Annotated in this window: 22 protein-coding genes; 13 read left to right on the top strand and 9 right to left on the bottom strand. The window is 71.0% G+C overall.

Going from position 1 to position 23,327, the window contains the following annotated elements; all coding sequences use genetic code 11:
* Positions 1-66: 66 nt before the first annotated feature.
* From ACODSY_RS17830 to ACODSY_RS17845, 4 genes are read left to right on the top strand one after another with little or no spacing between them, the layout of a single operon-like run.
* Complete coding sequence (locus ACODSY_RS17830) at positions 67-669, top strand: YceI family protein (RefSeq protein WP_488953145.1); 603 nt, start codon at positions 67-69, stop codon at positions 667-669.
* On the top strand, positions 666-1,937 hold the full coding sequence (locus tag ACODSY_RS17835; protein ID WP_488953146.1) for a cytochrome b/b6 domain-containing protein: 1,272 nt from the start codon (positions 666-668) through the stop codon (positions 1,935-1,937). The genes ACODSY_RS17830 and ACODSY_RS17835 overlap by 4 nt, the downstream gene beginning before the upstream one ends.
* Positions 1,938-1,957: 20 nt before the next feature.
* A complete protein-coding gene (locus tag ACODSY_RS17840; protein WP_488953169.1) occupies positions 1,958-2,815 on the top strand; it encodes an L-threonylcarbamoyladenylate synthase in 858 nt (285 codons plus the stop codon).
* A gap of 23 nt (positions 2,816-2,838) precedes the next feature.
* Positions 2,839-4,248 carry an FAD-binding oxidoreductase gene (locus tag ACODSY_RS17845; RefSeq protein ID WP_488953147.1) on the top strand — a complete coding sequence of 470 codons (1,410 nt, stop codon included), beginning with the start codon at positions 2,839-2,841 and terminating at the stop codon, positions 4,246-4,248.
* Here ACODSY_RS17845 and ACODSY_RS17850 read toward each other — a convergent pair.
* Positions 4,245-6,101: a CHASE3 domain-containing protein gene (locus tag ACODSY_RS17850; RefSeq protein WP_488953148.1), complete on the bottom strand. Its 1,857-nt coding sequence runs from the start codon at positions 6,099-6,101 to the stop codon at positions 4,245-4,247. The two genes, ACODSY_RS17845 and ACODSY_RS17850, sit on opposite strands and share 4 nt — an antisense overlap.
* 91 nt (positions 6,102-6,192) lie before the next feature.
* Here ACODSY_RS17850 and yaaA point away from each other — a divergent pair, with 91 nt between their 5' ends.
* Positions 6,193-6,990, top strand: coding sequence for a peroxide stress protein YaaA (gene yaaA / locus ACODSY_RS17855; RefSeq protein WP_488953149.1), 798 nt, complete (start codon positions 6,193-6,195; stop codon positions 6,988-6,990).
* On the opposite strand, the gene ACODSY_RS17860 is transcribed toward yaaA, so the two are convergent.
* A complete protein-coding gene (locus ACODSY_RS17860; protein WP_488953150.1) occupies positions 6,981-7,838 on the bottom strand; it encodes a pyridoxamine 5'-phosphate oxidase family protein in 858 nt (285 codons plus the stop codon). The two genes, yaaA and ACODSY_RS17860, sit on opposite strands and share 10 nt — an antisense overlap.
* Entirely contained in the window at positions 7,835-8,449 is a 615-nt protein-coding gene (locus tag ACODSY_RS17865) for a glutathione S-transferase family protein (protein ID WP_488953151.1), read from the bottom strand. Before ACODSY_RS17865 ends, ACODSY_RS17860 begins: the two co-directional genes overlap by 4 nt.
* Before the next feature lie 75 nt (positions 8,450-8,524).
* Between ACODSY_RS17865 and ACODSY_RS17870 the strand changes: the two genes are divergently transcribed.
* Together ACODSY_RS17870 and ACODSY_RS17875 are read left to right on the top strand one after the other, a co-directional pair.
* A complete protein-coding gene (locus tag ACODSY_RS17870) occupies positions 8,525-9,424 on the top strand; it encodes a LysR substrate-binding domain-containing protein (protein WP_488953152.1) in 900 nt (299 codons plus the stop codon).
* Between the two features lie 97 nt (positions 9,425-9,521).
* Entirely contained in the window at positions 9,522-10,094 is a 573-nt protein-coding gene (locus ACODSY_RS17875; RefSeq protein ID WP_488953153.1) for an OsmC family protein, read from the top strand.
* On the opposite strand, the gene ACODSY_RS17880 is transcribed toward ACODSY_RS17875, so the two are convergent.
* Entirely contained in the window at positions 10,091-11,665 is a 1,575-nt protein-coding gene (locus ACODSY_RS17880; protein WP_488953154.1) for a bifunctional AfsR/SARP family transcriptional regulator/alpha/beta hydrolase, read from the bottom strand. The genes ACODSY_RS17875 and ACODSY_RS17880 overlap by 4 nt on opposite strands.
* A gap of 112 nt (positions 11,666-11,777) precedes the next feature.
* Between ACODSY_RS17880 and ACODSY_RS17885 the strand changes: the two genes are divergently transcribed.
* Positions 11,778-12,761 (top strand): NAD(P)H-dependent flavin oxidoreductase, encoded by a 984-nt coding sequence (locus ACODSY_RS17885; protein ID WP_488953155.1) that lies wholly within the window; start codon positions 11,778-11,780, stop codon positions 12,759-12,761.
* Here the strand turns inward: ACODSY_RS17885 and ACODSY_RS17890 are convergent.
* On the bottom strand, positions 12,758-13,309 hold the full coding sequence (locus ACODSY_RS17890) for a hypothetical protein (RefSeq protein ID WP_488953156.1): 552 nt from the start codon (positions 13,307-13,309) through the stop codon (positions 12,758-12,760). The genes ACODSY_RS17885 and ACODSY_RS17890 overlap by 4 nt on opposite strands.
* A gap of 111 nt (positions 13,310-13,420) precedes the next feature.
* On the opposite strand from ACODSY_RS17890, the gene ACODSY_RS17895 reads away from it, so the two are divergent.
* From ACODSY_RS17895 to ACODSY_RS17910, 4 genes are all read left to right on the top strand, one after another.
* Positions 13,421-14,389 (top strand): SPFH domain-containing protein, encoded by a 969-nt coding sequence (locus ACODSY_RS17895; RefSeq protein ID WP_488953157.1) that lies wholly within the window; start codon positions 13,421-13,423, stop codon positions 14,387-14,389.
* Between the two features lie 3 nt (positions 14,390-14,392).
* A complete protein-coding gene (locus ACODSY_RS17900; protein ID WP_488953158.1) occupies positions 14,393-14,851 on the top strand; it encodes an NfeD family protein in 459 nt (152 codons plus the stop codon).
* A gap of 179 nt (positions 14,852-15,030) precedes the next feature.
* Positions 15,031-16,362, top strand: coding sequence for a hypothetical protein (locus tag ACODSY_RS17905; RefSeq protein ID WP_488953159.1), 1,332 nt, complete (start codon positions 15,031-15,033; stop codon positions 16,360-16,362).
* Positions 16,363-16,489: 127 nt separating this feature from the next.
* Complete coding sequence (locus ACODSY_RS17910) at positions 16,490-16,777, top strand: DUF1330 domain-containing protein (protein ID WP_488953160.1); 288 nt, start codon at positions 16,490-16,492, stop codon at positions 16,775-16,777.
* Between the two features lie 10 nt (positions 16,778-16,787).
* Here the strand turns inward: ACODSY_RS17910 and ACODSY_RS17915 are convergent, their stop codons facing one another.
* Both ACODSY_RS17915 and ACODSY_RS17920 read right to left on the bottom strand, forming a co-directional pair.
* Positions 16,788-18,347, bottom strand: coding sequence for an acetolactate synthase large subunit (locus ACODSY_RS17915; protein WP_488953161.1), 1,560 nt, complete (start codon positions 18,345-18,347; stop codon positions 16,788-16,790).
* Complete coding sequence (locus ACODSY_RS17920) at positions 18,347-20,122, bottom strand: feruloyl-CoA synthase (protein ID WP_488953162.1); 1,776 nt, start codon at positions 20,120-20,122, stop codon at positions 18,347-18,349. Before ACODSY_RS17920 ends, ACODSY_RS17915 begins: the two co-directional genes overlap by 1 nt.
* Positions 20,123-20,262: 140 nt before the next feature.
* Between ACODSY_RS17920 and ACODSY_RS17925 the strand changes: the two genes are divergently transcribed.
* On the top strand, positions 20,263-21,360 hold the full coding sequence (locus tag ACODSY_RS17925) for a hypothetical protein (RefSeq protein WP_488953163.1): 1,098 nt from the start codon (positions 20,263-20,265) through the stop codon (positions 21,358-21,360).
* Positions 21,361-21,405: 45 nt separating this feature from the next.
* On the opposite strand, the gene ACODSY_RS17930 is transcribed toward ACODSY_RS17925, so the two are convergent.
* A complete protein-coding gene (locus ACODSY_RS17930) occupies positions 21,406-22,185 on the bottom strand; it encodes a calcium-binding protein (protein ID WP_488953164.1) in 780 nt (259 codons plus the stop codon).
* Between the two features lie 105 nt (positions 22,186-22,290).
* The coding region (locus ACODSY_RS17935; protein WP_488953166.1) for an RNA polymerase sigma factor at positions 22,291-23,327 on the bottom strand (1,037 nt) is incomplete at its 5' end.

A 23,327-nucleotide genomic window follows, 5' to 3' on the forward strand; every position in this document is an offset into this window, starting at 1 on the left:
GGTCGCCGGTCCCACGGCCGCGCGATGGGGGTTATCATCGTGCCCTGGGATCGATGGAGCCATCGAATGCCGCGTCGCGTCCTGTTCGCCCTGATCGTCAGCCTGCTCGCCTCGGGGGCGGCGGCGGCCGACCCCACAAGCCGCGATCCCGCCAAGGTTCCGCCCGGCAGCTACGAGCTGGATCCGCGACACGCGAGCCTGCTGGTGAAGGTGCCGCACATGGGCGGGTTCTCGCGCTACACCATGCGTTTCCGGGCGCTGAACGGCGGCTTCACCTACGACCCCGCCAGCTACCAGGCGACGAAGGTGCAGATCACCGTCGACCCGAAGTCGATCGACACCGAAGACAACATCTTCAACAGGACGGTCGCCGGCTACTTCGAGCCGGAAAAATATCCGCTGATCACCTTCACCTCGACGGGCCTGACGACCGGCGAAGACGGCAAGGGGCAGCTCACCGGCGACCTGACGCTGCACGGCGTGACCAAGCCGGTTACGCTGGACGTGGAATTCAACGGCGTGGGGCCGGGCCTGCTGGGCGCCGGCACCCGGATGGGCTTTTCGGGGATGGGACGCATCAAGCGCTCCGAGTTCGGCGTTACCGGCGGAAGGCCCTTCGCGGGCGACGAGGTCGATCTCGCCTTCGAAGTGGAGTTCGTGAAGAAGTGAGTTCCGTAAAGCCGGCGCGCTATGCCGCCGTCGCCATCGTCCTCCACTGGACGATCGCGGCGCTGATCGTTCTGCAGGTGGTGCTGGCCGGACGCATGGAGGCCCGCACGCCCGAGGCGTTCGCGGTCACCCAACTGCACAAGTCGGTCGGCATCACCGTGCTGCTGCTCACCTTGGCGCGGCTGGCCTGGCGGATCGCGCGACCCCCGCCGCCCGAGCCGGTCGACCTGGCGCCGTGGGAGCGGCGGCTGTCCGCGGCGGTCCACTGGGCGTTCTACGCGGTCATGGTCCTGATGCCGCTGACCGGCTGGATCATGGTTTCGACCAGTCGGATCGCCCTGCCGACCCTGCTGTTCGGCGTGGTCCCCTGGCCGCACATTCCCGGCCTCGCGGACCTGGCCCCGGCCGCCAAGGCCGCGTGGAACGGAGCGGCGAAGGACGCCCACCACCTGATCATCAAGGGCGCCTATGGGCTGTTCGGCCTGCATGTAGCGGGCGCCCTCAAGCATCAATGGTTCGACCGGAACTCGCCGGTGCTGGCGCGGATGGCCCCGGGGGCGCGGCCGGGGCGACGGCTGGAGCCTTGGCTGCTGCTGATCGCGGCCAGCCTCGTGGGGGTCGTGGCTTTCGGGCGGCTCTACCAACCCCCTCGTCCGGCGATGAGCGCGCCGCCGCCCGTCGCGGCGCCGGCCGCGCCGGAGGCCGAACCCGCGTCCGTGGCCCCTCCCGCCGCGCCCGTGGCGGACGCCGGACCGGTGCGCTGGGCGGTCGGGAAGGGCTCCAGCGTCGGGTTCGAGACGGCCTGGAGCGGCCAGGCCATCCAGGGACGGTTCGAGCGCTGGGCGGCCGATATCGTGTTCAGCCCCGAGGCGCTGGACCGGTCGCGGGTCACGGTCGGGATCGATGTGGGTTCCGTCGACACGGGGGACGCCCAGCGCGACGCGACCCTGCCGGCCGGCGACTGGTTCGACGCGGCCGCGCATCCGAAGGCGGTGTTCACCGCCGAGCGGTTCACGCGGACGGGCGAGGGGCGCTTCGTCGCCCACGGGCGGCTTAGCCTGCGCGGGGTGAGCAAGCCGCTGGACCTGCCGTTCCGGCTCAAGATCGACGGCGACAGGGCCGAGGTCAGCGGTGTAACGAGCCTCGACCGGACGGCCTTCGGCGTTGGACAGGGCGAGTGGACGAGCACCGATCAGATCCCGGCGCGGGTGACCGTACGCGTCACCCTGAAGGCCAGGCGGACGTCGCCAGCGCCGCCCGCGCCCTGAGGGCCGGCGGCCTGGTGCTGATGCCGACCGAGACGGTCTATGGCCTCGCGGCGGACGCGGCGAACGCGCGCGCCGTGGCGGCGGTCTACGAGGCCAAGGGCCGGCCCAGCTTCAACCCGCTGATCGCCCATGTGGCGGACCTGGCGATGGCGCGCCGGATCGCCCGCTTCGACGCGCGGGCCGAGGCCCTGGCCGCGCGGTTCTGGCCGGGGCCGCTGACGCTGGTGCTGCCGGTGGCGGAGAGCGACGCGGTGTGCGACCTGGCCCGCGCGGGGCTGGACACCGTGGCGGTGCGGGCGCCCGGCCACCCGCTGGCGCACGCGCTGATCGAGGCTGTCGGCGGCCCGGTCGTGGCGCCCTCGGCCAACCGGTCCGGGCGGCCCAGCCCGACCACCTTCGCCGACGCGGTGGAGGAGACGGGCGGCGCGGCGGCGGCGGCCCTGGATGGCGGTCCGTGCGAGATCGGGCTGGAGTCGACGGTTGTGGCCCTGCTCGACGCGGCGCGGCTGCTGCGGCCGGGGTCGGTGACCCGGAGCGAGATCGAGGCGGTGATCGGGCCGCTGGCCGAGGCCGAGGACGACGCGAAGCGCTCGCCCGGGCGGCTGGCGCGCCACTATGCGCCCAACGCGCCCGTGAGGCTGGAGGTCACTGAGCCCGGTCCCGGCGAGGCGTGGTTGTCGTTCGGCGCCGACGCGCCCAGTGCCTGGAACCTCAGCCCGAGCGGCGACCTGCGTGAGGCGGCGGCCAATCTGTTCGCCTACCTCCGCGGGGCGGACCGGACGAACCCGGCGGGCATCGCCGTGGCGCCGATCCCCCACGAGGGCCTGGGCGAGGCGATCAACGACCGGCTGAAGCGCGCCGCGGGCTTTGTGGGCTAGGCCGCCGGGACTAGATTGAGCGCATGACCGCCCCCGTGCCCGCCGACGTGATCTCCCGCCTGAAGGCCGTGCTGGGACCGGGCGGCTTCAGCGAGGACGCGGAGCGGATCGCGCCGAAGCTGGTGGAGTGGCGCGACCGCTGGGTGGGCCAGACGCCGTTCCTGGCGCTGCCGAAGACCACGGCCGACGTCGCCGCCGTGGTCGGGATCTGCTTCGAGGCCGGGCAGCCCATCACCACGCAGGGCGGCAACACGGGGCTGGTCGGCGGCCAGATCCCGCAGGGCGAGATTCTGCTGTCGACCGAGCGCATGAAGGGGATCCGCGAGGTCGACGCGTTCGACGACGCCCTGACCGCCGAGGCGGGCGTGACCCTGGCCGAGGTGCATGCCGCCGCCGCCGAGGTGCGCCGGCGCTTCCCGCTGGGACTGGCCTCCGAGGGTTCGGCGACGGTGGGCGGCGTGGTCTCGACCAACGCCGGCGGCACCCAGGTGCTGCGGTACGGCATGGCGCGGAACCTGGTACTGGGTCTGGAGGCGGTGCTGCCGACCGGCGAGGTGTGGAATGGCCTGAAGCGCCTGCGCAAGGACAATACCGGCTACGACCTGAAGCAGCTGCTGATCGGGGCCGAGGGGACGCTGGGCGTGGTGACGGCGGCGGCGCTGAAACTGTATCCCGTGATGGCCTCGCGGGCCGTGGCGATGATCGGGCTTTCCAGCGCCGACGACGCCATCAAGCTGTTGGTGCGGGCCAAGGAAGAGACCGGCGGGGCGGTCGAGGCCTTCGAGCTGATGGGCCGGCTGGGAATCGATTTCGCCCTGCGCAACGTCGCCGGCACGCGCGATCCGCTGGACGCGCCGCACCCCTGGTACGTGCTGGCCGAGTTCTCGTCCGGCGAGCCGGGGTCGGCCGAGGCGGCGATGGAACGCTTCCTGACCGAGGGACTGGAGGGCGGCCTGATCCGCGACGCGGTGGTCGCCCAGACCGAGGCCCAGGCCAAGGCGCTGTGGGCGATCCGCGAGAACCAGTCGCCCGCGCAGAAGCCCGAAGGCGCGACTTGGAAGCACGACGTGTCCGTACCGGTGAGCCAGGTGGCGGCGTTCCTGGCCGAGGCCACGGCCGCCATGCAGGCCTTCGCGCCGGGCGCCCGCATCGCCGCCTTTGGCCACGTGGGCGACGGCAACATCCACTACGACGTGCTGCGGGCCGATGGCGGGTCGGACGCCGAGCATTCGGCGCGGCGCGACCAGGGTTCGCGGATCGTCCACGACATCGTGGCCAGGATGGGCGGCTCGATCAGCGCTGAGCATGGGTTGGGGGCGATGAAGACGGCCGAGGGCGCGCGCTACAAGAGCGAGGTGGAGCTGGCGGCCCAGCGCGCCATCCGCCAGGCGCTGGACCCCAAGCGCATCCTGAACCCCCGGGTCTTGTTCTAGTCCTTCGCGTCCAGGACCTGCCGCACCTTCAGCGCCACCTGCTCGATGGTGAAGGGCTTGGCGATGAAGGCGACGTCGGCGTCCAGCATGCCGTTGTGGACGATGGCGTTGCGCGTGTAGCCGGTGGTGTAGAGCACCCTCAGGCCCGGGCGCTCGGCGCGGGCCTTGTCGGCCAGCCGGCGGCCGTCCAGGTCGGGCATGATTACGTCGGTGAACAGCAGGTCGACGCGCGGCTGGAGCGTCAGCACGGTCATGGCCTGGGCCGCGTCAGCCGCCTGGACGACGGTGTAGCCGAGCTCGCGCAGGGCATCGACGCTGAAGTGCCGCACGCGCTCGTCGTCCTCGACCACCAGGATGATCTCGTCGGCGGTCCCGTGCGGCAGTTCGCCGACCGGGCGGGCGTGGGCGTCGCCGGCGTCCACCTCGCCGGTGTTGCGCGGCAGGTAGATCTTGATGGTCGTGCCGACGCCGGGCTCGGAATAGATCTTCACGTGGCCGTGGCTCTGTTTGACGAAGCCATGCACCTGGCTGAGGCCCAGGCCGGTCCCGCGGCCGGCGCCCTTGGTCGTGTAGAACGGATCGAAGGCGCGCTCGACCACCTCGGGCGGCATTCCGGTGCCGGTGTCGGTGACCGAGATCATCACGTACTGGCCGGGCTCCACCTCGGCGTGGGTGGCGGCGTAGGCGTCGTCGAGGTGGGCGTTCGAGGTCTCGATGGTCAGGCGGCCGCCGTCCGGCATGGCGTCGCGGGCGTTGACGCAGAGGTTGACGATGGCGTTCTCGAGCTGGGCCGGGTCGGCGAAGGTGCGCCACAGACCGCCGGCCAGCACCGTCTCGACGCGCAGGTTCTCGCCGATGGTGCGGCGAAGCAGCTCGGACATCCCGCCCACCAGCTTGTTGACGTCGAGCACCCGGGGCTCTAGCGGCTGCTGCCGCGAGAAGGCCAGCAGACGGGCGGTGAGCTGCGCGGCCCGCGTGGCTCCCTCCAGCGCGCTGTCGATGCAGGCCTCGGCCCTGGCGAGATCCTTGTGGAGCCGTCGCTTCGCCAGGTCGAGCGAGCCGATGACGATGGCCAGCATGTTGTTGAAGTCGTGGGCGATGCCGCCGGTGAGCTGGCCGATCGCCTGCATCTTCTGATACTGGCGCACCTGGCTCTCGGCGGCCTCGCGGCTCGCGGCCTCGGCTTCCAGCCTGACGTTGGCGACCCGAAGCGACTCGGCGGCGCCGACCGCCTCCCGCAACCTGCGCCGAGCATCGACAATCACGAACGCGCCCAAGGCCATCATGCCGAGCGTGCTGAGGACGAAGCCGATCCGCACCAGCAGGGTCTGGCGCGCCGCGTCGGCGATGCGGATCGCCAGGAGCCGCTCCTCCTCGGCCTTCATCGCGAGGACGGCGTCGCGGGCGGCGTCCATGTGCCGCCGGCCGGCTTCGAGGCGGGCGGGCGGCACCTCGAGCCCCGCTTGGGAGATCGCGAGGTTCTCGCGAAGCAGCTTGGCCCGCCGGTCGACGGCCTCGCGCAGGCGCGCGAGGTTCTTCACCTGCCGCGGATTGTCGGCGGTCACCTCGCGGAGCTGCTCCAACTCGGGATCCAGCCGCCGAACGGCCTCGTCATAGGGCGCGAGGAAGCCCGGTCGGCCGGCCAGAAGATAGCCGCGCTGGGCGGCTTCGGCCTCGAGCAGTTCGGCGTGCAGGCGGCTTAGCCGGTTCTCGATCTCGAGGGTGTGCCGGACCAGGCGCGTGGCGTCGGCTTGCTGTTCGCTGACCCACATCGAACCGAGCAGCAGGATCGCGAGCAGCACGAACCCGCCAAGCAGCGCACCGACGGCGCGGTCATTGCGAACAGACCCCATGACTCCTCATCGCCGAGGCCGGCCGGCCTGCGCAAGCTTCACCGTCGCGATATCCTTGGCGCCGGCGGAAAGTCGCGTCAAAGGGTGGGCGATGCTCATCGTCCTCTCCCCGGCCAAGGCGCTGAATTTCGACGCGCCGCCACAGTCCGCGCCCCTGACCCTTCCGCAGCTCGCCGAGCATACGGCCGAGCTCTGCAAGACGACGAAAAAGCTCCGCGTCGTCGACCTGAAGCGGATGATGGACCTGTCGGACAACCTCGCGAAGTTGAACCGCGAGCGGTTTCAGGCCTTCGACCCCGAGAGCGAGGAAGGCCTGCAGGCCGCCTTCGCCTTCAACGGTGACGTCTACCTGGGCCTGAAGGCGCGCGAGCTGGACAAGAAGGCGCTGGCCTGGGCGCAGGCGCATGTGCGGATCCTGTCGGGCCTCTATGGCGTGCTGCGGCCCTTGGACGCCATCCAGCCGTACCGGCTGGAGATGGGGGTGCGGATCAAGACCCGGCGCGGCCACAGCCTGTACGATTTCTGGGGGCCGCGGATCTCGGCAGCTCTGGACGAGGCGCTTGCCGGCCACAAGGACCGCACCGTCGTGAACTGCGCCAGCGGCGAATACTTCGGCGCCGTGGACCGCGCCGCCCTGAAGGCGCCGGTCGTCTCGTGCCGGTTCCTGGAGGAGAAGGACGGCGAGGCCAAGGTGATCTCGTTCTTCGCCAAGCGGGCGCGCGGCGCCCTGGCCCGCTATGCGATCGACAACCGGATCGACAAGGCCGCGGACCTCCGTGCGTTTGACGTCGACGGCTACCGCTTCCAGGCCGGATCGTCGTCCGACGAGGAACTGGTGTTCTCACGGCCGCAGCCGCCCCCCGCTACGCGGAGCAAGGCTCAGGCGTAGAGGCCGGCCGGGCCACGCCAGCCGCCGGAGACCGTGAAGCGCCAGGTGCGCTCGGCGCCGGGCAGGTCGTGCTCGTCCCAGGCGACCTCGGCGGTCCCCTGTAGCTGCAGCAGTTCGCCGGCCGCGAAGTCCACGAAGAGCAGCGCCGCGCGCGGGTCGAGCAGCAGGTTGCCCAGGGTGTTGAAGTAGCGGTTGCCGCGATAGTCCGGGATGGTCAGCACGTCGCCCGACACCTTCACGAACCCGGGCGGGCCGCCACGATGGGAAACGTCGACGCCGCCGTTCTCGACGCCGGCGCCGCTGCTGGTGGCCACGAAGAACGTGTCGGCGGCCGCGACCTGCTTTCGGGCCCGGGCGTCGAGGCCCTCGAGGGGCTCCGCCTCGATGACCACGCGGCGGTCGGCCATCACATGGCGCGGATGAATGTACTGCGGGCAGTTGCCGAAGCTCTGACGCACCTGGACGGTCATGCCGGCGTCGGCGGTCGCGGTGATCACCCCGTTCGCGCGGTTGCGGCGCCGGGTGTCGGGCTGGATGCCCAGGAGGCCGATAGGCGCCCCGGAGACCAGCCGCCGCCCGGCGGGATCGGCGCTGGACGCGGCGATGGTGAGCGTGGTCGCGTCGGGGCTGGCGATGAAGCCGGGCCGTCCGGTCAGCAGCGTGGCCATCGGGGCGCCCGCCTCGTCGACCGTCGCGGCGACCATGAAGGGCAGGGTGGCGAAGAAGTCCCGATGCTGGTCGGGCATGAAGGCCCGGATGCCGGCGCCGCCGGGGATGTGGTCGGCGCCGGACAGCCTCTGCGCGCGGAGCTCGCCGGCGTGCCAGGGCGAGGGGGCTATCGCGGTCATGCCGGGACCGCCGAGCGTGGCATCGGGGTGACGCCGGGCAGGGCCTCGAACCGGGCGATCCAGGCGCGCACCGCGGGATAGGGCGCGAGGTCGACGCCGCCCTCCGGCGCGCTGGCCACGTAGGGATAGCAGGCCACGTCGGCGAGGGTCGCGGCCGAGCCGGCCAACCAGTCCTGCCCCGCCAGCGTCGCCTCCATGAAGCCCAGTAGGCGGGCGGCCACCGCGTGAGCGTCGGCGAGATCGGTCTTGAGGCCGAACAGATGGACCGCGCGGGCGTTGGCGGGGCCGAAGCGGATCTCGCCCGCCGAGATCGAGAGCCAGCGCTGGACCTGCGCGGCCTCGACCGGCGTCTCGGGCAGCCAGCGGCCGGCGGGATCGTAGCGCTTGGCCAGGTAGACGAGGATCGCATTGGAGTCGGCCAGGACCACGTCCCCGTCCTCGAGCACCGGGATTTGTCCCAGCGGGTTGAGGCGAAGGAAGGCCTCGGTCGCGCGCTGGTCGCGACCGGCCTCGACGGCCGTGAAGGGCACGCCCAGCAGGTTGAGGAACAGGGCCACCTTGTGAACGTGGCCGGAGAGGGGGACGCCGTGGAGGCGGAGGGGCTTCGTCATGAGGGGAGGCTAAGCGTTGCAGGTCGCGCATAGAAGCGCGCAAGATAGCAAGTCAGAATTGCGTATGGTGCAATAGTGGACAGACTCGACGAGCTCGCGGTGTTCGTGGCGGTGCTGGAGAGCGGCAGCCTGGCCGGCGCGGCGCGGCGGCTGCGGCGTTCGGCTGCGGCGGTGACGCGCACCCTCGCGGCGCTCGAGGCGCGGGTCGGGGTGCGCCTGATCGAGCGGACCACGCGGAAGCTCGCCGTCACCGAGGCCGGTCGCCGCCTCGCCGAGGACGCCCGCGCCCTGCTCGCCGGCTACGAGACGGCGATGATGCGCGAGGCCGACGGGCCGCTGCGCGGGGCGATCCGGATCAGCGCGCCGCTGGTGTTCGGCCGCCGGCACGTGGCCCCCGTGCTGGCGGCCTTCCTCGACGCCCATCCGCAGGTCGCCGCCGAGCTGGTGCTGAACGACCGCAACCTCGACCTGGTAGACGCGGGCCTGGATGTGGCGGTGCGGATCGGGCCGCTCGCCGACTCCAGCCTGGTGGCCCGGCGCGTGGGCGATGTGCGCCGACGGGTGGCGGCGTCTCCGGACTACCTGGCGCGGCGAGGAACGCCGGAACGGCCGGGCGAGCTGGCCGACCATGAAATCATCTACTCCAGCACCCAGCCGGGCCCGACCGAATGGCGGTTCGAGGGGCCGCGCGGGCCGCTCACCGTACGGTTGCGGCCGCGCCTGATGATCAACGCCATCGAGCCGGTCGTGGAGGCCGCCGTGGCCGGCCGCGGCGTCACGCGGGTGTTCTCGTACCAGTTGGCCGACGAGCTGGCGGATGGGCGGCTGGTGCGGTTGCTGGCGCCCTACGAGCCCGCGCCGCTGCCGGTGCACCTCGTGACTGCCAGCGCGCGGCTGATGCCGCCTCGGGTGCGGGCCTTCCTGGATTTCGCGGCGGACGAACTTTCGCGGCTGGCGGTGATCCGGCCGGAGTGAGGCGCCGATTCCACGGTTCGCGGCGCGCGTTTCCACGCCGGGCGCCACGCCCGCTCACACGTCAATGCGGCAAACCGGGGACAAAGGAGGACCCCGAATGACCGCCATGACCCTCGGCCGCCGCTCGTATCTCAACGGCGTGCCCGTCCACGACGTCCGCGCCCTGATCGACACCGTCTCCCGGCGGCCGGCGCAGGGCCTGACCCGCTGGCGCGTGGCCAACAGCTGGAAGAGCCGGCTGCGCAGCCGCGGACAGGTGGACGTGTTCAGCGTGGGCGGCCGCACCCAGCGGCGTCCGTTCGAGATCGAGGTCGACCAGCCTTCCGAACTGGGCGGCACGGACAACTACGCCAATCCGCAGGAGTACCTGCTGGCCGCGTTGAACGCCTGCCTGACGTTCCGCTTCGCGACGCTGTGCGCGCTGGAAGGCCTGGAGATCCATAGGCTGGACGTGGTGAGCGAAGGCGACATCGATCTGCGCGGCCTGCTGGGCGTCGATCCGAAGGTGGCGCCGGGCTACGCCGGCCTGGAGACCACGGTGCGGGTGAAGGGATCGGCGCCTGCCGCGGCGTTCCAGCGGATCTTCGAGGCCATGCTGGCCACCTCGCCCACGCTGCACACCATCACCCAGCCGATCGCGGTCAGTCCGCGGCTGGTGGTGATGGCCTAGTCGCCGAGGAACAGCCGCAGTTCTTCGAAGAACCGCTGCGTGGCCGGCTCATCCTCGAGCAGCATGTGGTTCTGGCCGGGCAGGGCGACGAAGCGCGCGCCCGGGATCGCGGCGGCGAGCAGACGGCCGGCCTCGATGGGCACCATGGCGTCGCCGCGCGAGTGCAGCACGAGCGTCGGGACCGACACCTTCGGCAGCAGTTCGCGCACGTCGAGCTGTCCGGCGGCCTCGAAATAGCGGGCCGCGCATTCGGCCGAGGTGGTTCGGCGCTGCAGCTCGTTGAAGGCGTCGGCCAGGTCGCGCGTCGCGCCGGGAATGAACAGCGAGGCGAAGAGCTGTCGGAATGCCGGGTTCTCCTGCGCCCAGCCCGCCCGGATCAGCGTGGTCATCGCCTTGCGCTCTTCGATGCCGGTCGCGTCTCGGCGGCCGGCGGGGAAGGCGCCCAGGAGGACGAGATGGCTCACGCGCTCGGGGTGACGGACCGCATAGGTGATCGCGCTGGCCGCGCCCTGCGAATGGCCGAGGATCGGGAAGCGCTCGAAGCCCGAGGCCTCGATCACCGCCTCGAAGTCGGCGTACCAGGCCTCCTGCCCGACCTCGCCGACGTTCCAGTCCGACAGGCCGTTGCCGCGCGCGTCGTAGCGGAGCAGGCGGCGGCCGTCGGCGAGCCCGCGCAGGAAGTGGCCGAAGATCGGGCTCTCCCAGTCATACTCCAGATGGTTCATCCAGTTGGCGGTCTTGACCAGCGGCGGGCCCTCGCCCGCGAGGGCGTAGGCGATGCGCGTCCCGTCGGCGGTGCGGCAGAAGCGGATGTCCTGGCGCATCGCGGTGGCAGACGGAGGCGCCGGGACCGTGGGCGCAGCGGCGGCTGACAGACGGACCCGCTTCAGGAGCCGGGTTGGTCCGCCGATATCGGCCAGCGCCTTGGCCGCGGCCGCATGCTGCGCCTCAGCCTCCTGGCGGCGGCCCAGCGCGTTCAACCGTTCGATCAGCCTGGCCCAGGCGCTCTCCGCCAGGGGGTCGAGCCGCACCAGCTCGCGCGCGTAGGGCAGGGCCCGCTCGGGGTCGGCCGCATAGCGGTCGTCGAGGGTGTAGAGGATGTCGGCGTGCAGCCGGCGGGTCTCCTCGCGCATCGCGGCGATCCACGACTGCAGTTCCGGGCTCTGCGGCAGGTCGAGGTCGGCGAGAAACGGGCCACGGAACATGCCCGCCAGGCTCTCGAGGATCTGGGTGGCCGCCCCACCCACGCCGTCGCGCAGCGTGGCGCGGACCGCCAGGAGGTCGACCTGGGCGGGGTCGAGCCGCACCGCCACCTGATGACGATCGGCGGCGACCACGTGCGCATCCTCGCGGTCGAGGATCGATCGCAGCTTGGAGAGGCTCCAGCGCAGCGCGCCGCGCGGATCGTCGGGCGCGTCCCACAGCAGTTCGCACAGCCGCTCGCGCCGCTGCGGCTTGCCGGTCGCGGCCAGATAGGCAAGCAGCGCCCGGGTCTTGCGCGACGGCGGCAGCGTCACCGGCTCGCCGTCCTGGCAGACCTCCAACTCGCCCAGCAGGCGGATCGTGAGCATGACGCCGAATTCTCCCCGGCTTCAGCCTAGCGTCTCGAGTGACCTCGCGTCACCGTTTCCAACGCGGGCGCCGGGCGCCATGCTTCCCGCCAACGACAAGGGAGGACGTCCGATGACCCTGCACACCAAGCTCTGCGACCTCCTGGGCGTGAAGCATCCGATCATGCTGGCCGGGATGGGAGGCGTCTCCTACGCCGAGCTGGCCGCGGCGGTGACCAACGCCGGCGGCTATGGCGTGCTGGGCATGGCCGGGCGCGGGCCCGACTTCATCCGCGAGCAGATGCGTCAGGTGCGCAAGCTGACCGACGGGCCGTTCGGCGTGGACCTGCTGGCCGCCTCGCCCGAGAGCCTGACGGCTTCGGTGGACGTGATCATCGAGGAAGGCGCCTCCAGCTTCGTGGCCGGCCTGGGCGTGCCGATGCCGATCATGGAAAAGCTCAAGTCGGCCGGCGTGAAGGTCATGGTGGTCTGCGGGGCGGTGAAGCACGCTGTGAAGGCCGAGCAGGCCGGTTGCGACGCGGTGATCTGCCAGGGCGGCGAAGGCGGCGGGCACACGGGCCTGGTCGGCACCATGCCGCTGGTGGCCCAGGCGGTGGAGGCCGTGAAGATCCCGGTGGTGGCGGCTGGGGGGCTCTATGACGGCCGCGGCCTAGCGGCGGCGCTCAGCCTGGGCGCGGTCGGCGTCTGGATGGGTACGCGGTTCATCGCTTCGGCCGAGGCCCACGCCGGCCAGATGTATCGCGACGTGATCGTCGAGGCTTCGGACGAGGATACGGTTCGCACCCGCAGCTATTCGGGCAAGCCGATGCGCGTGAAGAAGAACCCCTACGTCGAGGACTGGGAGAAGCGCCCGGCCGATATCCAGCCCTTCCCGCAGCAGGCGATGCTATCGACCCGCGAGGGCGTCATGGGCGGCATCGGCGGCCAGATCGAAGGCCTGGACATCGACCGTTCGTGCTTCGCCATGGGCCAGTCGGCGGGTGGGGTCAGGGACGTTCTCCCGGCGGGCGAGATCGTCGCGCGGATCATGGCGGAAGCCGAGGCGGCGATCGACCGCGTGGCGGCGATCCGGCGGAACGCAGCCGTCCCGGCCTAAGCTGCCTCAGCCAGATAGGCCACGGGGTCGCGGATGAAGCCTCGGGCCTCGCCCAGGCAGCCTTGCCAGGCGGCCAGGTGGGTGGTGGCCGTTTCGCGGGTGTCTGAGGCGACGAGCAGGGCGGCGTAGATGGCGTGCGCCTTGCCCGCCTTGTCCTGATAGATCCGGCAGAAGACCGAGGTCTGGTTGAAGCCGTTGATCTGGGCCAGCGTCGGTGAGCCCCCGTCCAGCAAGCTGTCATAGAGCGCCGCCTGGCAGGCGCGGCCTTGCGCATTGCAGCCGGCGAACTGCAGCGAGAAGTTGGCCGCCGTCGAGGTGACGGTCACGAAGACCGAGTCCCCCTCCTTTCGGCTGGTCTGCACCTTCGCGCCGGCGCCGCTCAGGATGTCCATCAGCGACTGCGGGTTCCGCGCATCGTAGGCGGCGGCCTGGGCGGGCTTGGCAGGCGCGGCCTTGGCGGCCGGAGCCTTCGCGGGCGCGGTCTTGGGCGCGGGCGCGGCGGCCAGGCAGAGCAGGGCGGCGGGCAGCAGGAGGGCGATGCGGCTCATGTCCGACCGCTAACAGACCGCCGATCGCGGCGCGAGCATGTCCGTCCGGTTTCCGTGGCGGGCGCCGTCCCACCCCGATAAGCTCGACCGGCAGTCCTGGGGAGGGATGAGATGGGAATGATCGTCGCTGGGGTGTTCCTGGTGCTGGCGCTGGTGGTCGCCCTGGGCGCCATCAAGATCGTGCCGCAAGGCCGCGAGTACACCGTCGAGCAGTTCGGCCGCTACACGCGGACGCTGAAGCCGGGCATCACCTTCCTGATGCCGTTCGTCGAGGGCGTCGGCCGGCGGGTGAACATGATGGAGCAGGTGCTGGACGTGCCGCGCCAGGAGGTGATCACCAAGGACAACGTCATGGTCCAAGTCGACGCCATCGTCTTCATCCAGGTGATGGACGCCAGCCAGGCAGCCTACCGCGTCGACAATCTGAACTTCGCCATCCAGCAGCTGGCGATGACCAACCTGCGGACCGTCGTGGGCTCCATGGAGCTCGACGAGGTGCTGAGCCAGCGCGACCACATCAACACCCGGCTGCTGGACGTGATCGACCAGGCGACGAGCCCCTGGGGGGTGAAGCTGGCGCGGATCGAGATCAAGGACCTGACGCCGCCGCCGGACATCACCAACGCCATGGCGCGCCAGATGAAGGCCGAGCGGGAACGTCGCGCGGTGATCACCGAGGCCGACGGCGAGAAATCGGCGGCCATCGCCCGCGCCGAGGGCGCCAAGCAGTCCGCCATCCTGGAGGCCGAGGGACGCAAGGAGGCCGCCTTCCGCGACGCCGAGGCGCGCGAGCGGGCCGCCCAGGCCGAGGCCAAGGCTACGGAGCTGGTGTCGAGCGCCATCGCCGCCGGCGACGTCAACGCCATCAACTATTTCGTGGCCCAGAAGTACGTGGAGGCGTTCGCCGAGCTGGCGCGCAGCCCGCAGCAGAAGACCGTGATCGTGCCGGCGGAAATGGGCGCCCTGGTGGGCACGGTCGGCGGGATCGGCGAATTGGTGAAGGCCATCGGCGCCGACGGCCCGCCCGCGCCGCGTCCGCAGGCCCGTGGCCGGGGCGCCGTTCCCTCGGCGGGAGCCTGAGCCATGGATGTCGTCAGCCTCTATGCCGCGCAGCCGTTCTGGGTCTGGGCAGGCCTGGCCGCGGCCATCCTGGCGGCCGAGGTGGTGACGGGGTCGGGGTGGCTGCTGTGGGCCTCGGCCTCGGCGGCGGTCACAGCCGCCGTGGTGGGCCTGCTGGAGATCAGCGTGCCGACCACCCTGCTGATCTTCGCCCTGCTGACCATCGCCTCCACGCTGCTGGCGCGACGCTACCTGCCGCGCGAGGTCTCGGCGCCTTCGGCCGACATCAACGACAACGTGGCGCGCCTGGTCGGCCACAAGGGCTCGGCGGTGAAGCGCTTCTCGGGCGGGGCCGGTCGGGTGTTCATCGACGGCAAGGAATGGGCGGCCGAGCTGGCCGAAGGCGAGACCCTCGAAGCAGGCGCTCACATCGAGGTCGTGGCGGTGGACGGCGCGCGGCTCAAGGTTAGAAAGGCCGCGTAACGCGGCTCGTCGAGCCCCCTCCGACGCGCCTTATGGTCAAGCTAAGTGATTGGAAAAAGGCCATACTTCGGCCGCCATCGCCGGACAGCTTGACCCCAGGGACTACGCAGCGCTTATAGGCGCGCAAAATCACGCGCCTCAAGGTCGCGCCCAGGAATCAAGGCCAGGAGAGAAGTCAGGTGAAGATGCCCAAGTGGAGTGGGTTGGGAGCTATGGGGCTCGCGCTCGCGGTGGCGTGCGCGGCGCTCGGACCGGCGACGGCGATCTCGCAAGGCAAGAAGCCGGCGCCGATCTCCGACGCTGCTCGCAAGAAGGGTCAGGCCGACGCGCCGGCCGTGGTGCAGACCGCGGGCCTGAGCTGCCAGGTCTCGGACGCTCGCCTGATCGGCGAGGACAAGAAGAGCAAGACCTCGTACTACGAAGTCGCGTGCGGCACGGGCCAGATGGGCTACGTCCTGCAGAAGCCCGCCGAGGGCGCCGTCACCTCCTACAGCTGCGTCGAGGCGAACACGCCGCCGGCGCCCGGCCAACCGCCGTCGGCCCCCTGCCTGCTGCCGGGCAACTCCGACCCCAAGGCCGTGCTTCAGCCTCTGATCAAGGCCGCGGGCGCTGACTGCATTCCCGAGCAGGCGCGCGGCATCGGCCAGACCAAGACCAACACCTACATGGAAGTCGCCTGCCAGGGCGGCACCGGGTACATCCTGATGGCCAGCGCGCCGTTCGACAGCGCCAAGCCGATCCAGGCCCAGAACTGCCTGATGTATGACGACGCCGAAACCAACATCAAATGCACGTTCTCGGACAAGGCCACGCGCCTGACCGCGATCGACAAGTACATCGCCCAGGCGAACAACGGCTGCGTCGTGAAGGACCGCCGCTTCGTGGGCGTTTCGAAGGACAACTCGACCTTCTACGAAGCCTCGTGCCAGGACGGTAAGGGCTACATCTACAAGGTCGCCGCGGCGGGCACGCTGACCGAGGCCTACGATTGCGCGAAGGCCACCCAGATCCTGGGCGGCTGCACCCTGACCGATGCGCGTCAGGCCCAGAGCGAACAGGCCGGCCTGTACACCAAGCTGGTCACCAACGCCGGCGGCAAGTGCGACGTCGACAAGTACGCCCTGTTCCCGTCGAAGCCGGGTGAGGAAGTCGCCGAGCTGGTCTGCAAGGACGGCACCGGCGCCATCCTGATCTCGAAGGCGGGCACGAAGGGTCAGGCGCTGGACTGCGCGCGGGCTCCGGTGGCCGGCTACAAGTGTTCGCTGACCAAGCCGGAAGCGGCCTATTCGCTGCTCACCGCCGACCTCAAGAAGTTCAACTACAACTCGTGCGAGGTCTCGAACAGCCGGGTGGTCGGCAAGACCGAGAAGGGCACGACCTATGTGGAAGTGGCCTGCGCCGACAAGCTGAAGGGCTACATGATCGAGTACCAGAGCGCGCCCACCGTCACGGCCGTCCAGGCCATCGGCTGCGCGTTCGCCGGCAACTGCAAGCTGCCCGGCAACACCTAAGGCCCCGCCTCACGGCTGAGCTGCGAAGGCCCGCGGAGCGATCCGCGGGCCTTTTGCTTTCGGGGGTCTTGCCGGACGTCGCGGCAGGTCGCGAGGTTGCCGCCCTCAGTCCAGGAGGAAGCCCGCGATGCCGGCCTATGTGATCTTCATCAAGAACAAGACGACCGACCCGGAGGAGCTGAAGACCTACAGCCAGAAGGCCGGCGCCGCGCGGGGCGACCATAAGATCACGCCGCTCGCCTTCTACGGTCCGCTCGAAGTGCTGGAAGGCGACGACGCCGAGGGCGTGGTCCTGCTCTCGTTCCCCGACAAGGCCGCCGCGAAGGCCTGGTACGACAGTCCCGCGTACCAGGACGCCAAGCAGCACCGCCTGAAGGGCGCCGACTACCGGGTGATCCTGGCGGAAGGCCTGTAAGGGCGACGCCTCAGATCTTCGCTTCGATGAACATGGGCCCTCGCTGCGCCATGGCGCCGGCGAAGGCCTTCTCGAAGGCCTCGGCGGTGTCGCAGCTCACCGCTGGGAGACCGAGGCCCTTGGCGACGGCCACGAAGTCGATGTCCGGGCCCCCCAGTTCCAGGAGCTTGCGCGCCGAGGGCCCGGCCTTGCCCGCCCCGGTGCGCTCCATCTCGATGTTGAGGATGCGGTAGGTGTAGTTCGCGAAGACCACGACGGTGATGTCGAGGTTCTCGCGGGCCATCGTCCAGAGCGCCTGGATCGTATACATCGCCGCGCCGTCGCCGTTCAGGCTCAGCACTTTGCGGTCGTGGGCGGCCACCGCCGCGCCGATGGCGAGGGGCAGGCCGATTCCGATGGCGCCGCCCGTCAGCGCCAGCACGTCGTGCGGCCGGGCGGTGCCGGTGTTGGCCGCGACGCCGGCGCCGGAGGTCACCGCATCGTCGGCGATGATCGCGCCCTCGGGCATGTGCCGGGCGATGGAGGCCCCGACCGCATAGGCGGTGAGCTTGCCGGTGGGTGCGGCGTCGGGGATCGCCAGGGCCTGGCTGGGGCCGGACTTCGGCGCGCCCAGCGCGTCGGCCAGGGCGGCGAGGCCCGCGACCGCATCTTCGCCGCGCTCTGCCAGCGTCAACGTCGCGCAGCCTTCGGGCACGAGCACGCTGGGACGGTTGGGATAGGCGAAGAACGCCACCGGCGTGGTCGTGCCGGCGTAGACCATCACGTCGACGCCCTGCAGCTCGGCCAACGCCATCTCGCCGAAATACTGCATCTTCTTCGGCAGGAAGCCGCCCGCGCCGCGTGGCTGGCGCGAGACGAAGGTGTCGGAGAAGACGGTGACGCCCGCGGCCTGCAAGCGTGCGGCCTCCTTCAGGGCCTCGGCGCGGACCGCTTGGCCGCCCAGCAGGACGACGGGGTTCTTGGCGGCCTTGATCGCCTTCGTGGCGGCGTCTACGGCCGAGCCGGCGGGCGCGGGCCGCACCGGCTTCTGCGCGATGACCGGCTCGTTCTTCGCGGGCAGCCAGGCGGAATCGGCGGGCAGGATCAGGCTGACGGGGCCGCCGGGCGGGCCATAGCTCGCGGCCACGGCCTCGGCGGTGAGGTTGGCCACGGCGTCGGGGCTGTCGGCGGACTTCGCCCAGATCGAGTTGGGCTTCACCAGGGTGGCGATGTCGGAATTCAGCGGGGCGTCGTACTGGCGGTGGTAGGTGGCGTGGTCGCCGATCACGTTGACGATCGGTGTGAAGGCGCGCCGGGCGTTGTGCAGGTTGGCGACGCCGTTGCCGTAGCCGGGCCCCAGGTGCAGCAACGTGCAGGCGGGCTTGTCGGCGATGCGGCCGTACCCGTCGGCGGCGCCGGTGGCGACCCCCTCGAACTGGCAGAGCACCGGGCGCATGGCCGGCACGCCGTCGAGGGCGGCCACGAACTGCATCTCGGATGTGCCGGGGTTGGCGAAGCAGGCGGTGACCTCATTGGCCACCAGGGTCGAGATCAGGGCGTCTGCCCCGTTTTTTTCGGCGCCGTCGGTCATCAGAACACCATCACGTCGGAAGGGACAGGATCGGCGAAAAGCCGCTCGATGGCCTCGGCGCGGCGGGCGCGGGCGAGGCTCTGGGCGATGTAGCCCTTGTCGGTGATCTCGCCCGCGCTGGCGTCGGGCGGATCCGGCAGGACCAGGACGCGCGCGACGCGGCCGCCCGAGCCCCTGGCGCGGCTGTTGTGCGCCTCGACCCCGGCGCGCACCGCGGCCTCGACCTCGGCGCGCGGCCGGGTAGGGTTGGGATAGAGTAGCAGGCCGACCGCATCCTGGTTTTCGCCGCAGACCACGGCGTCGGTGACCGCGTCGCCGATGGCGCCGATCGCGCCGATACGCAGCTCGCCCACCATCACGAACGTGCCGGACGCGAGCTTGAAGTTCTCGGAGAGCCGGCCATCGAAGATCATGCCCGCTTGCGGATTGCCGGGCTCGACGAACCGGGCGGCGTCGCCCAGGCGATAGAAGCCCTCGTCGTCGAAGGCGGCCGCCGAGAGTTCGGGGCGGCCCAGGTAGCCCGGCGTGATCTGCGGCCCCTTCACCCGGAAGTCGAGCTTCCCCGCCTCGGGGACCAGACGCACCGAGGTTCCCGGCAAGGGCAGGCCGATCATCCCCATCAGAGCGTTGGGCCAATGGACGTTGCAGGCGGTCGGGCCGGTCTCGGTGGCGCCGTAGCCGCTGCCGAAGCTGATCCGCTCGCCGACGGTGCGGACCGCCACAGCCTGGATGCGGTCGGCGGTGGCTTGCCCGAGCGCCGCGCCGCCGTACTGCAGCAGGCGCACGCGGGAGAAGAACGCCCGCGCGAGGTCCTCGTCCTGCTCGAGCGCCTCGGCGAACAGCATCCAGGCGGCGGGCACCATGTTCTGGTAGGTCGGCGTGACCTCGCGCAGGTTCCGCACGGTTTCGCCGAACTTCGCGGCGGTGGGCTGGCCGGCGTCGATGTAGAGCGAGCCGCCGCGGTGGGCCGAGTAGTGCAGGATCGCATTGGCGCCGAGGCTGTGGCTCCACGGCGCGGAGTGCACCATCACCGGCGGGTCGGGGTCGTCGAAGCAGGCGGTGATCTGAGCCGAGTTCAGGCTCATGGTGCGGTGGGTGTTGATCACCGCCTTGGGCAGGCCGGTCGAACCGGAGGTCAGCAGGTACTTGGCGTGCTGCTCGGGCGTGGCGGTCGGCGCGGCCGAGCCGGCGCCGTAGAGGCTGTCCAAGGCGACGTCGCCCGGGCGCGGGTTCGCGGCCGCGATCACCGGCAGGCCGGCGAGGCAATCGGCGGCCAGGCCTTCGGCGAACAGCGCCGCGTCCTCGGTGTAGACCGCGGCGGGCTTCAAGACCTCGCAAGCATGGGTGAGGCGCGCGACGTTGGCGCCCGGCAGGCCGTACTGCGGCGAGACCGGCGCCACAGGCATGCCCTGACCCATGGCGGCGTAGGCGACCAGTGCGTGGTCGACGGTGTTGCGGCTGAGGATCAGCAGCGGGCGCTCGCCGACCACCCCGAGGCCCCGGAGGCCGGCGGCCAGGGCGGCGATCCGCTGCCAGGCCTCGGCGAAGGTCACGGCGCGCCAACCGTCGCCCGACCTCTCCGCCAGCCAGATCCGGTCGGGCGCGGTGACGGCCCAGTGTCCCAGCGACGCGGTGACGGTCTGGAACGCGGTGGAATAGGGCGTGGGGTTGGTCAGCACCATCTCGCCGCCCGGCCGCTCGTCGACCGTCAGGCGTCGCGGCGCGTAGCGGGGATCGCGGAACGGTGCGGTCGCGATTTTGAGCTCGGCGTCCATGCGGCGAGGGTTACGGGGCGGCGCGCGGAAAGGGAAGAGCGAGTTGCGGCGCGCGCCGACGTCGAATGACCGTGCGTCAGGTCGAACACGTAGTATGGTTCCCGCAAAGGTCGTTTCAGAACCTGACGGGAGATGAAGTCATGCGCCGCGTGTTGATCCTCGCGCTCGGAACCGCCCTGGCCGCGACGGGCGTCGCGACAGCAGCCCCCGCCAAGGCCCCGGCCCCGGTGGTCGATCCCACGGTCCGCCAGCCCGGCTGGAAGGCGCCGACCACGGCCTGGGGCCACCCCGACTTCTCCGGCTACTGGAGCAACGCCACGCTCACGCCGCTGGTGCGCAACCCGAAGCTCAGCAGCGCGCCGACGCTGTCGCTGGCGGAAGCACGGGCGCTGGAGGGCGCCTTCGCCAAGGCGCTGGAGGAGGCCGACGCCCCGACCGATCCCAACAAGACCACGCAGTCCTACCAGGCGAATTCCGCCGAGGCGAAGCTGATCGCCATCAAGCCGGAGTTCGGGGCGGCCGGGGGCGACGTGGGCGGCTACAACGCCTTCTGGCTGGATCCGGGCGCGCACATCATGGCGGTGAACGGCGAGTTCCGGACCTCGATCATCACCACCCCAAACGGGATGCCGCCGCCGCGCAAGAGCGGCGCGGGCGGGGGTGGTTTCGGCCAGTATCGCGACAACTACGACAGCTACGAGACGCGCGCGCTGGGCGAGCGTTGCATCACGGGCTTCGGGCGCAACGCCACCGCGCCGATGCTGCCGAACGGCTTCTACAACAACAACTACCAGATCCTGCAGACGCCGGACGCCGTGGTGATCCAGGTCGAGATGATCCACGACACCCGGGTGATCCGGCTGAACGGCCAGCACCGGACGGACGGGCTGCGCCCCTGGATGGGCGATTCCATCGGCCATTTCGACGGCGAGACCCTGGTGGTGGAGACCACCAACTTCCCGCAGCGCGAAGCCTTCATGGGCTCCTGGAAGAACCTGAAGGTCACCGAGTGGTTCACCCGCGTGTCGCCGACCCGGATCAACTACCGCTTCCAGGTCGAAGACCCCGACACCTGGGACAAGGCGTGGGGCGGCGAGTACGATTTCTCGCCCCTGGAAGGCATCATCTACGAGTACGCCTGCCACGAGGGGAACTACGCGTTGCCGGCGATCCTGGCGGGTGCGCGCCAGCAGGAAAAGGAAGCCGCGGAGCCCAAGGGCAAGCCGGGCGCCGACTGATCCACGGCCCCCGGCGGCGGACCGCGCGGGGGCCGCGTTCTCTCCTCAGATCGAGACGATCCAGCCGCTGGCCAGGGTGGACTGCTGCACGCCCACCAGCAGCATCTGGTCGCCGTTGCCGAGGTCGATGCGCACGTCGCTGCCGACCTGGCTCACGGTGTAGGTGTTGCCGAGGACGAACACCCGGTCGCCCTCGGCGCTGCTGAAGTCGGTGACGCGGTCTAGGCCCGCGCCGGCGAAGGTGTGGAAGATGTCCGCGCCCGCGCCGCCCGAGACGGTGTCAGAGCCGCGATCGCCGGCGATGAAGTCGTTGCCCGCGCCGCCGAACAGCACGTCGTCGTCCTTACCCCCGCGCAGGATGTCGGCGCCGTCGCCGCCGGCGAGCGTGTCGTTGCCGGTATTGCCGTTCATGATGTCGAGGCCGCCGCCGCCGTCGATGGTGTCGGCGCCGCCGAACCCTTCGATGAGGTCGTTCAAGTTCGCGCCGGTCAGGACGTCGGCGCCACCGAGGAAGACCTGAAGGTTCGTGAAATCAGGCGTCCCGCCCGCGAACGGCAGCGAGAAGTCGCTCACGGAGAGCAGGGTCTGGCTGTTGAGGTCGACGCGCATGCTGGTGAAAGCGCCGCCCGTCGGGAAGCCGGCGGTCAGGGTGAAGTTGCCACCCAGCACCACGTCCAGCGTGCCGTTGATGATGCCCGACACCGGGATCCGCACCGCCAGGGTGGTGGCGTTCGAGCTGACGATCTGCGCCTGGCCGACGGTCAGCGACACGAGGTCATTGTACGTCACGGTGCTGAGGCTTGGATTGTAGGATATCTTCGACACGGATCAGTCCCCCACTCGCCGGCCGCCACGCTGGCGCCGTGCTTGCCCTTTCAGTGCCGCGGGGGAATGTCCCGGACACCCCCCAATCGGGGGCTTCCGATCGCCTTAGATCTCGGCGAGCCGGCGCTGGAGGTAGAGCCGCTCGGCCGGGCCGGGCTGCAGGGCGACGGCGGCGTTCCAAGCGGCGCGGGCGGCGTCGTGGCGGCCGGCGCGGGCGCTCAGGTGGGCGAGCGCGGCTTGGTACGGGAGCCAGGCCTCGACGCCCGCGATCCTCGCCAGTTCCGCCAATCCGGCCTCGGGGCCGCGGGCCTCGCCCAGGGCCACGGCGCGGTTCACCGCCACGGCGGGCCCGGGACGCAGGCCGGCGAGGACGTCGTAGAGGGCGGCGATGGTCGGCCAGTCCGTGTCGCCGGTCTCGGCCCGCGCGCAGTGCGCGCCATGGATGGCGGCGAGGATCTGCCGGGGGCCGCTGCGTCCGCGCGCGGCGGCGCGGTCGAGGAGCGCGGCGGCCTCGGCGATCAGGTCGCGACGCCAGAGAGTGGCGTCCTGCTCGGGCGGCGGGACCATGGCGCCCCGCTCGTCCAGGCGGGCGGGTCGGCGAGCCTCGGCGAAGCGGACGAGGGCGGCCAGACCCAGCACCTCGGGCTCGTCCGGCGCCAACTCGGCCAGCAGGCTGGAGAGGCGCAGCACCTCGGTGGCGAAGGGCGCCACGTCGCGGGCCGATAGGGCGGCGTCCTCGTAGGCCTGGGCGTAGGCGATCTCCAGGGTCGAGAGGACGGCTTCCAGGCGCTCGGGCCAGGCCTCGCGGGCCGGGACTTCGAAAGGCACGCCGGCGCCGGCGATCTTCCTTTTGGCCCGCGTGATGCGCTGGAGCATCGCCGGTTCGGCCACGAAGAAGGCGCGGGCCAGCCGTTCGGTAGACAGGCCACAGACGACCTTGAGGGTCAGGGCCGCGCGGCTGTCGGCCGCCAGTGCCGGATGGCAGCAGACGAAGATCAGCTTGAGGCGCTCGTCGGGGATGGGCTGATCGGCGGCCATCACAGCCTCCTCGGGCGTGGGCTCGGGTTCGGGCGGGTCGAGGATCGCGCGCTCGCGCACGGCGGCCCGGCGCCTGGCGTCGATGGCGCGCCGCAGCGCCGCGC

This window comes from Phenylobacterium sp. FG114 (assembly GCF_057809855.1).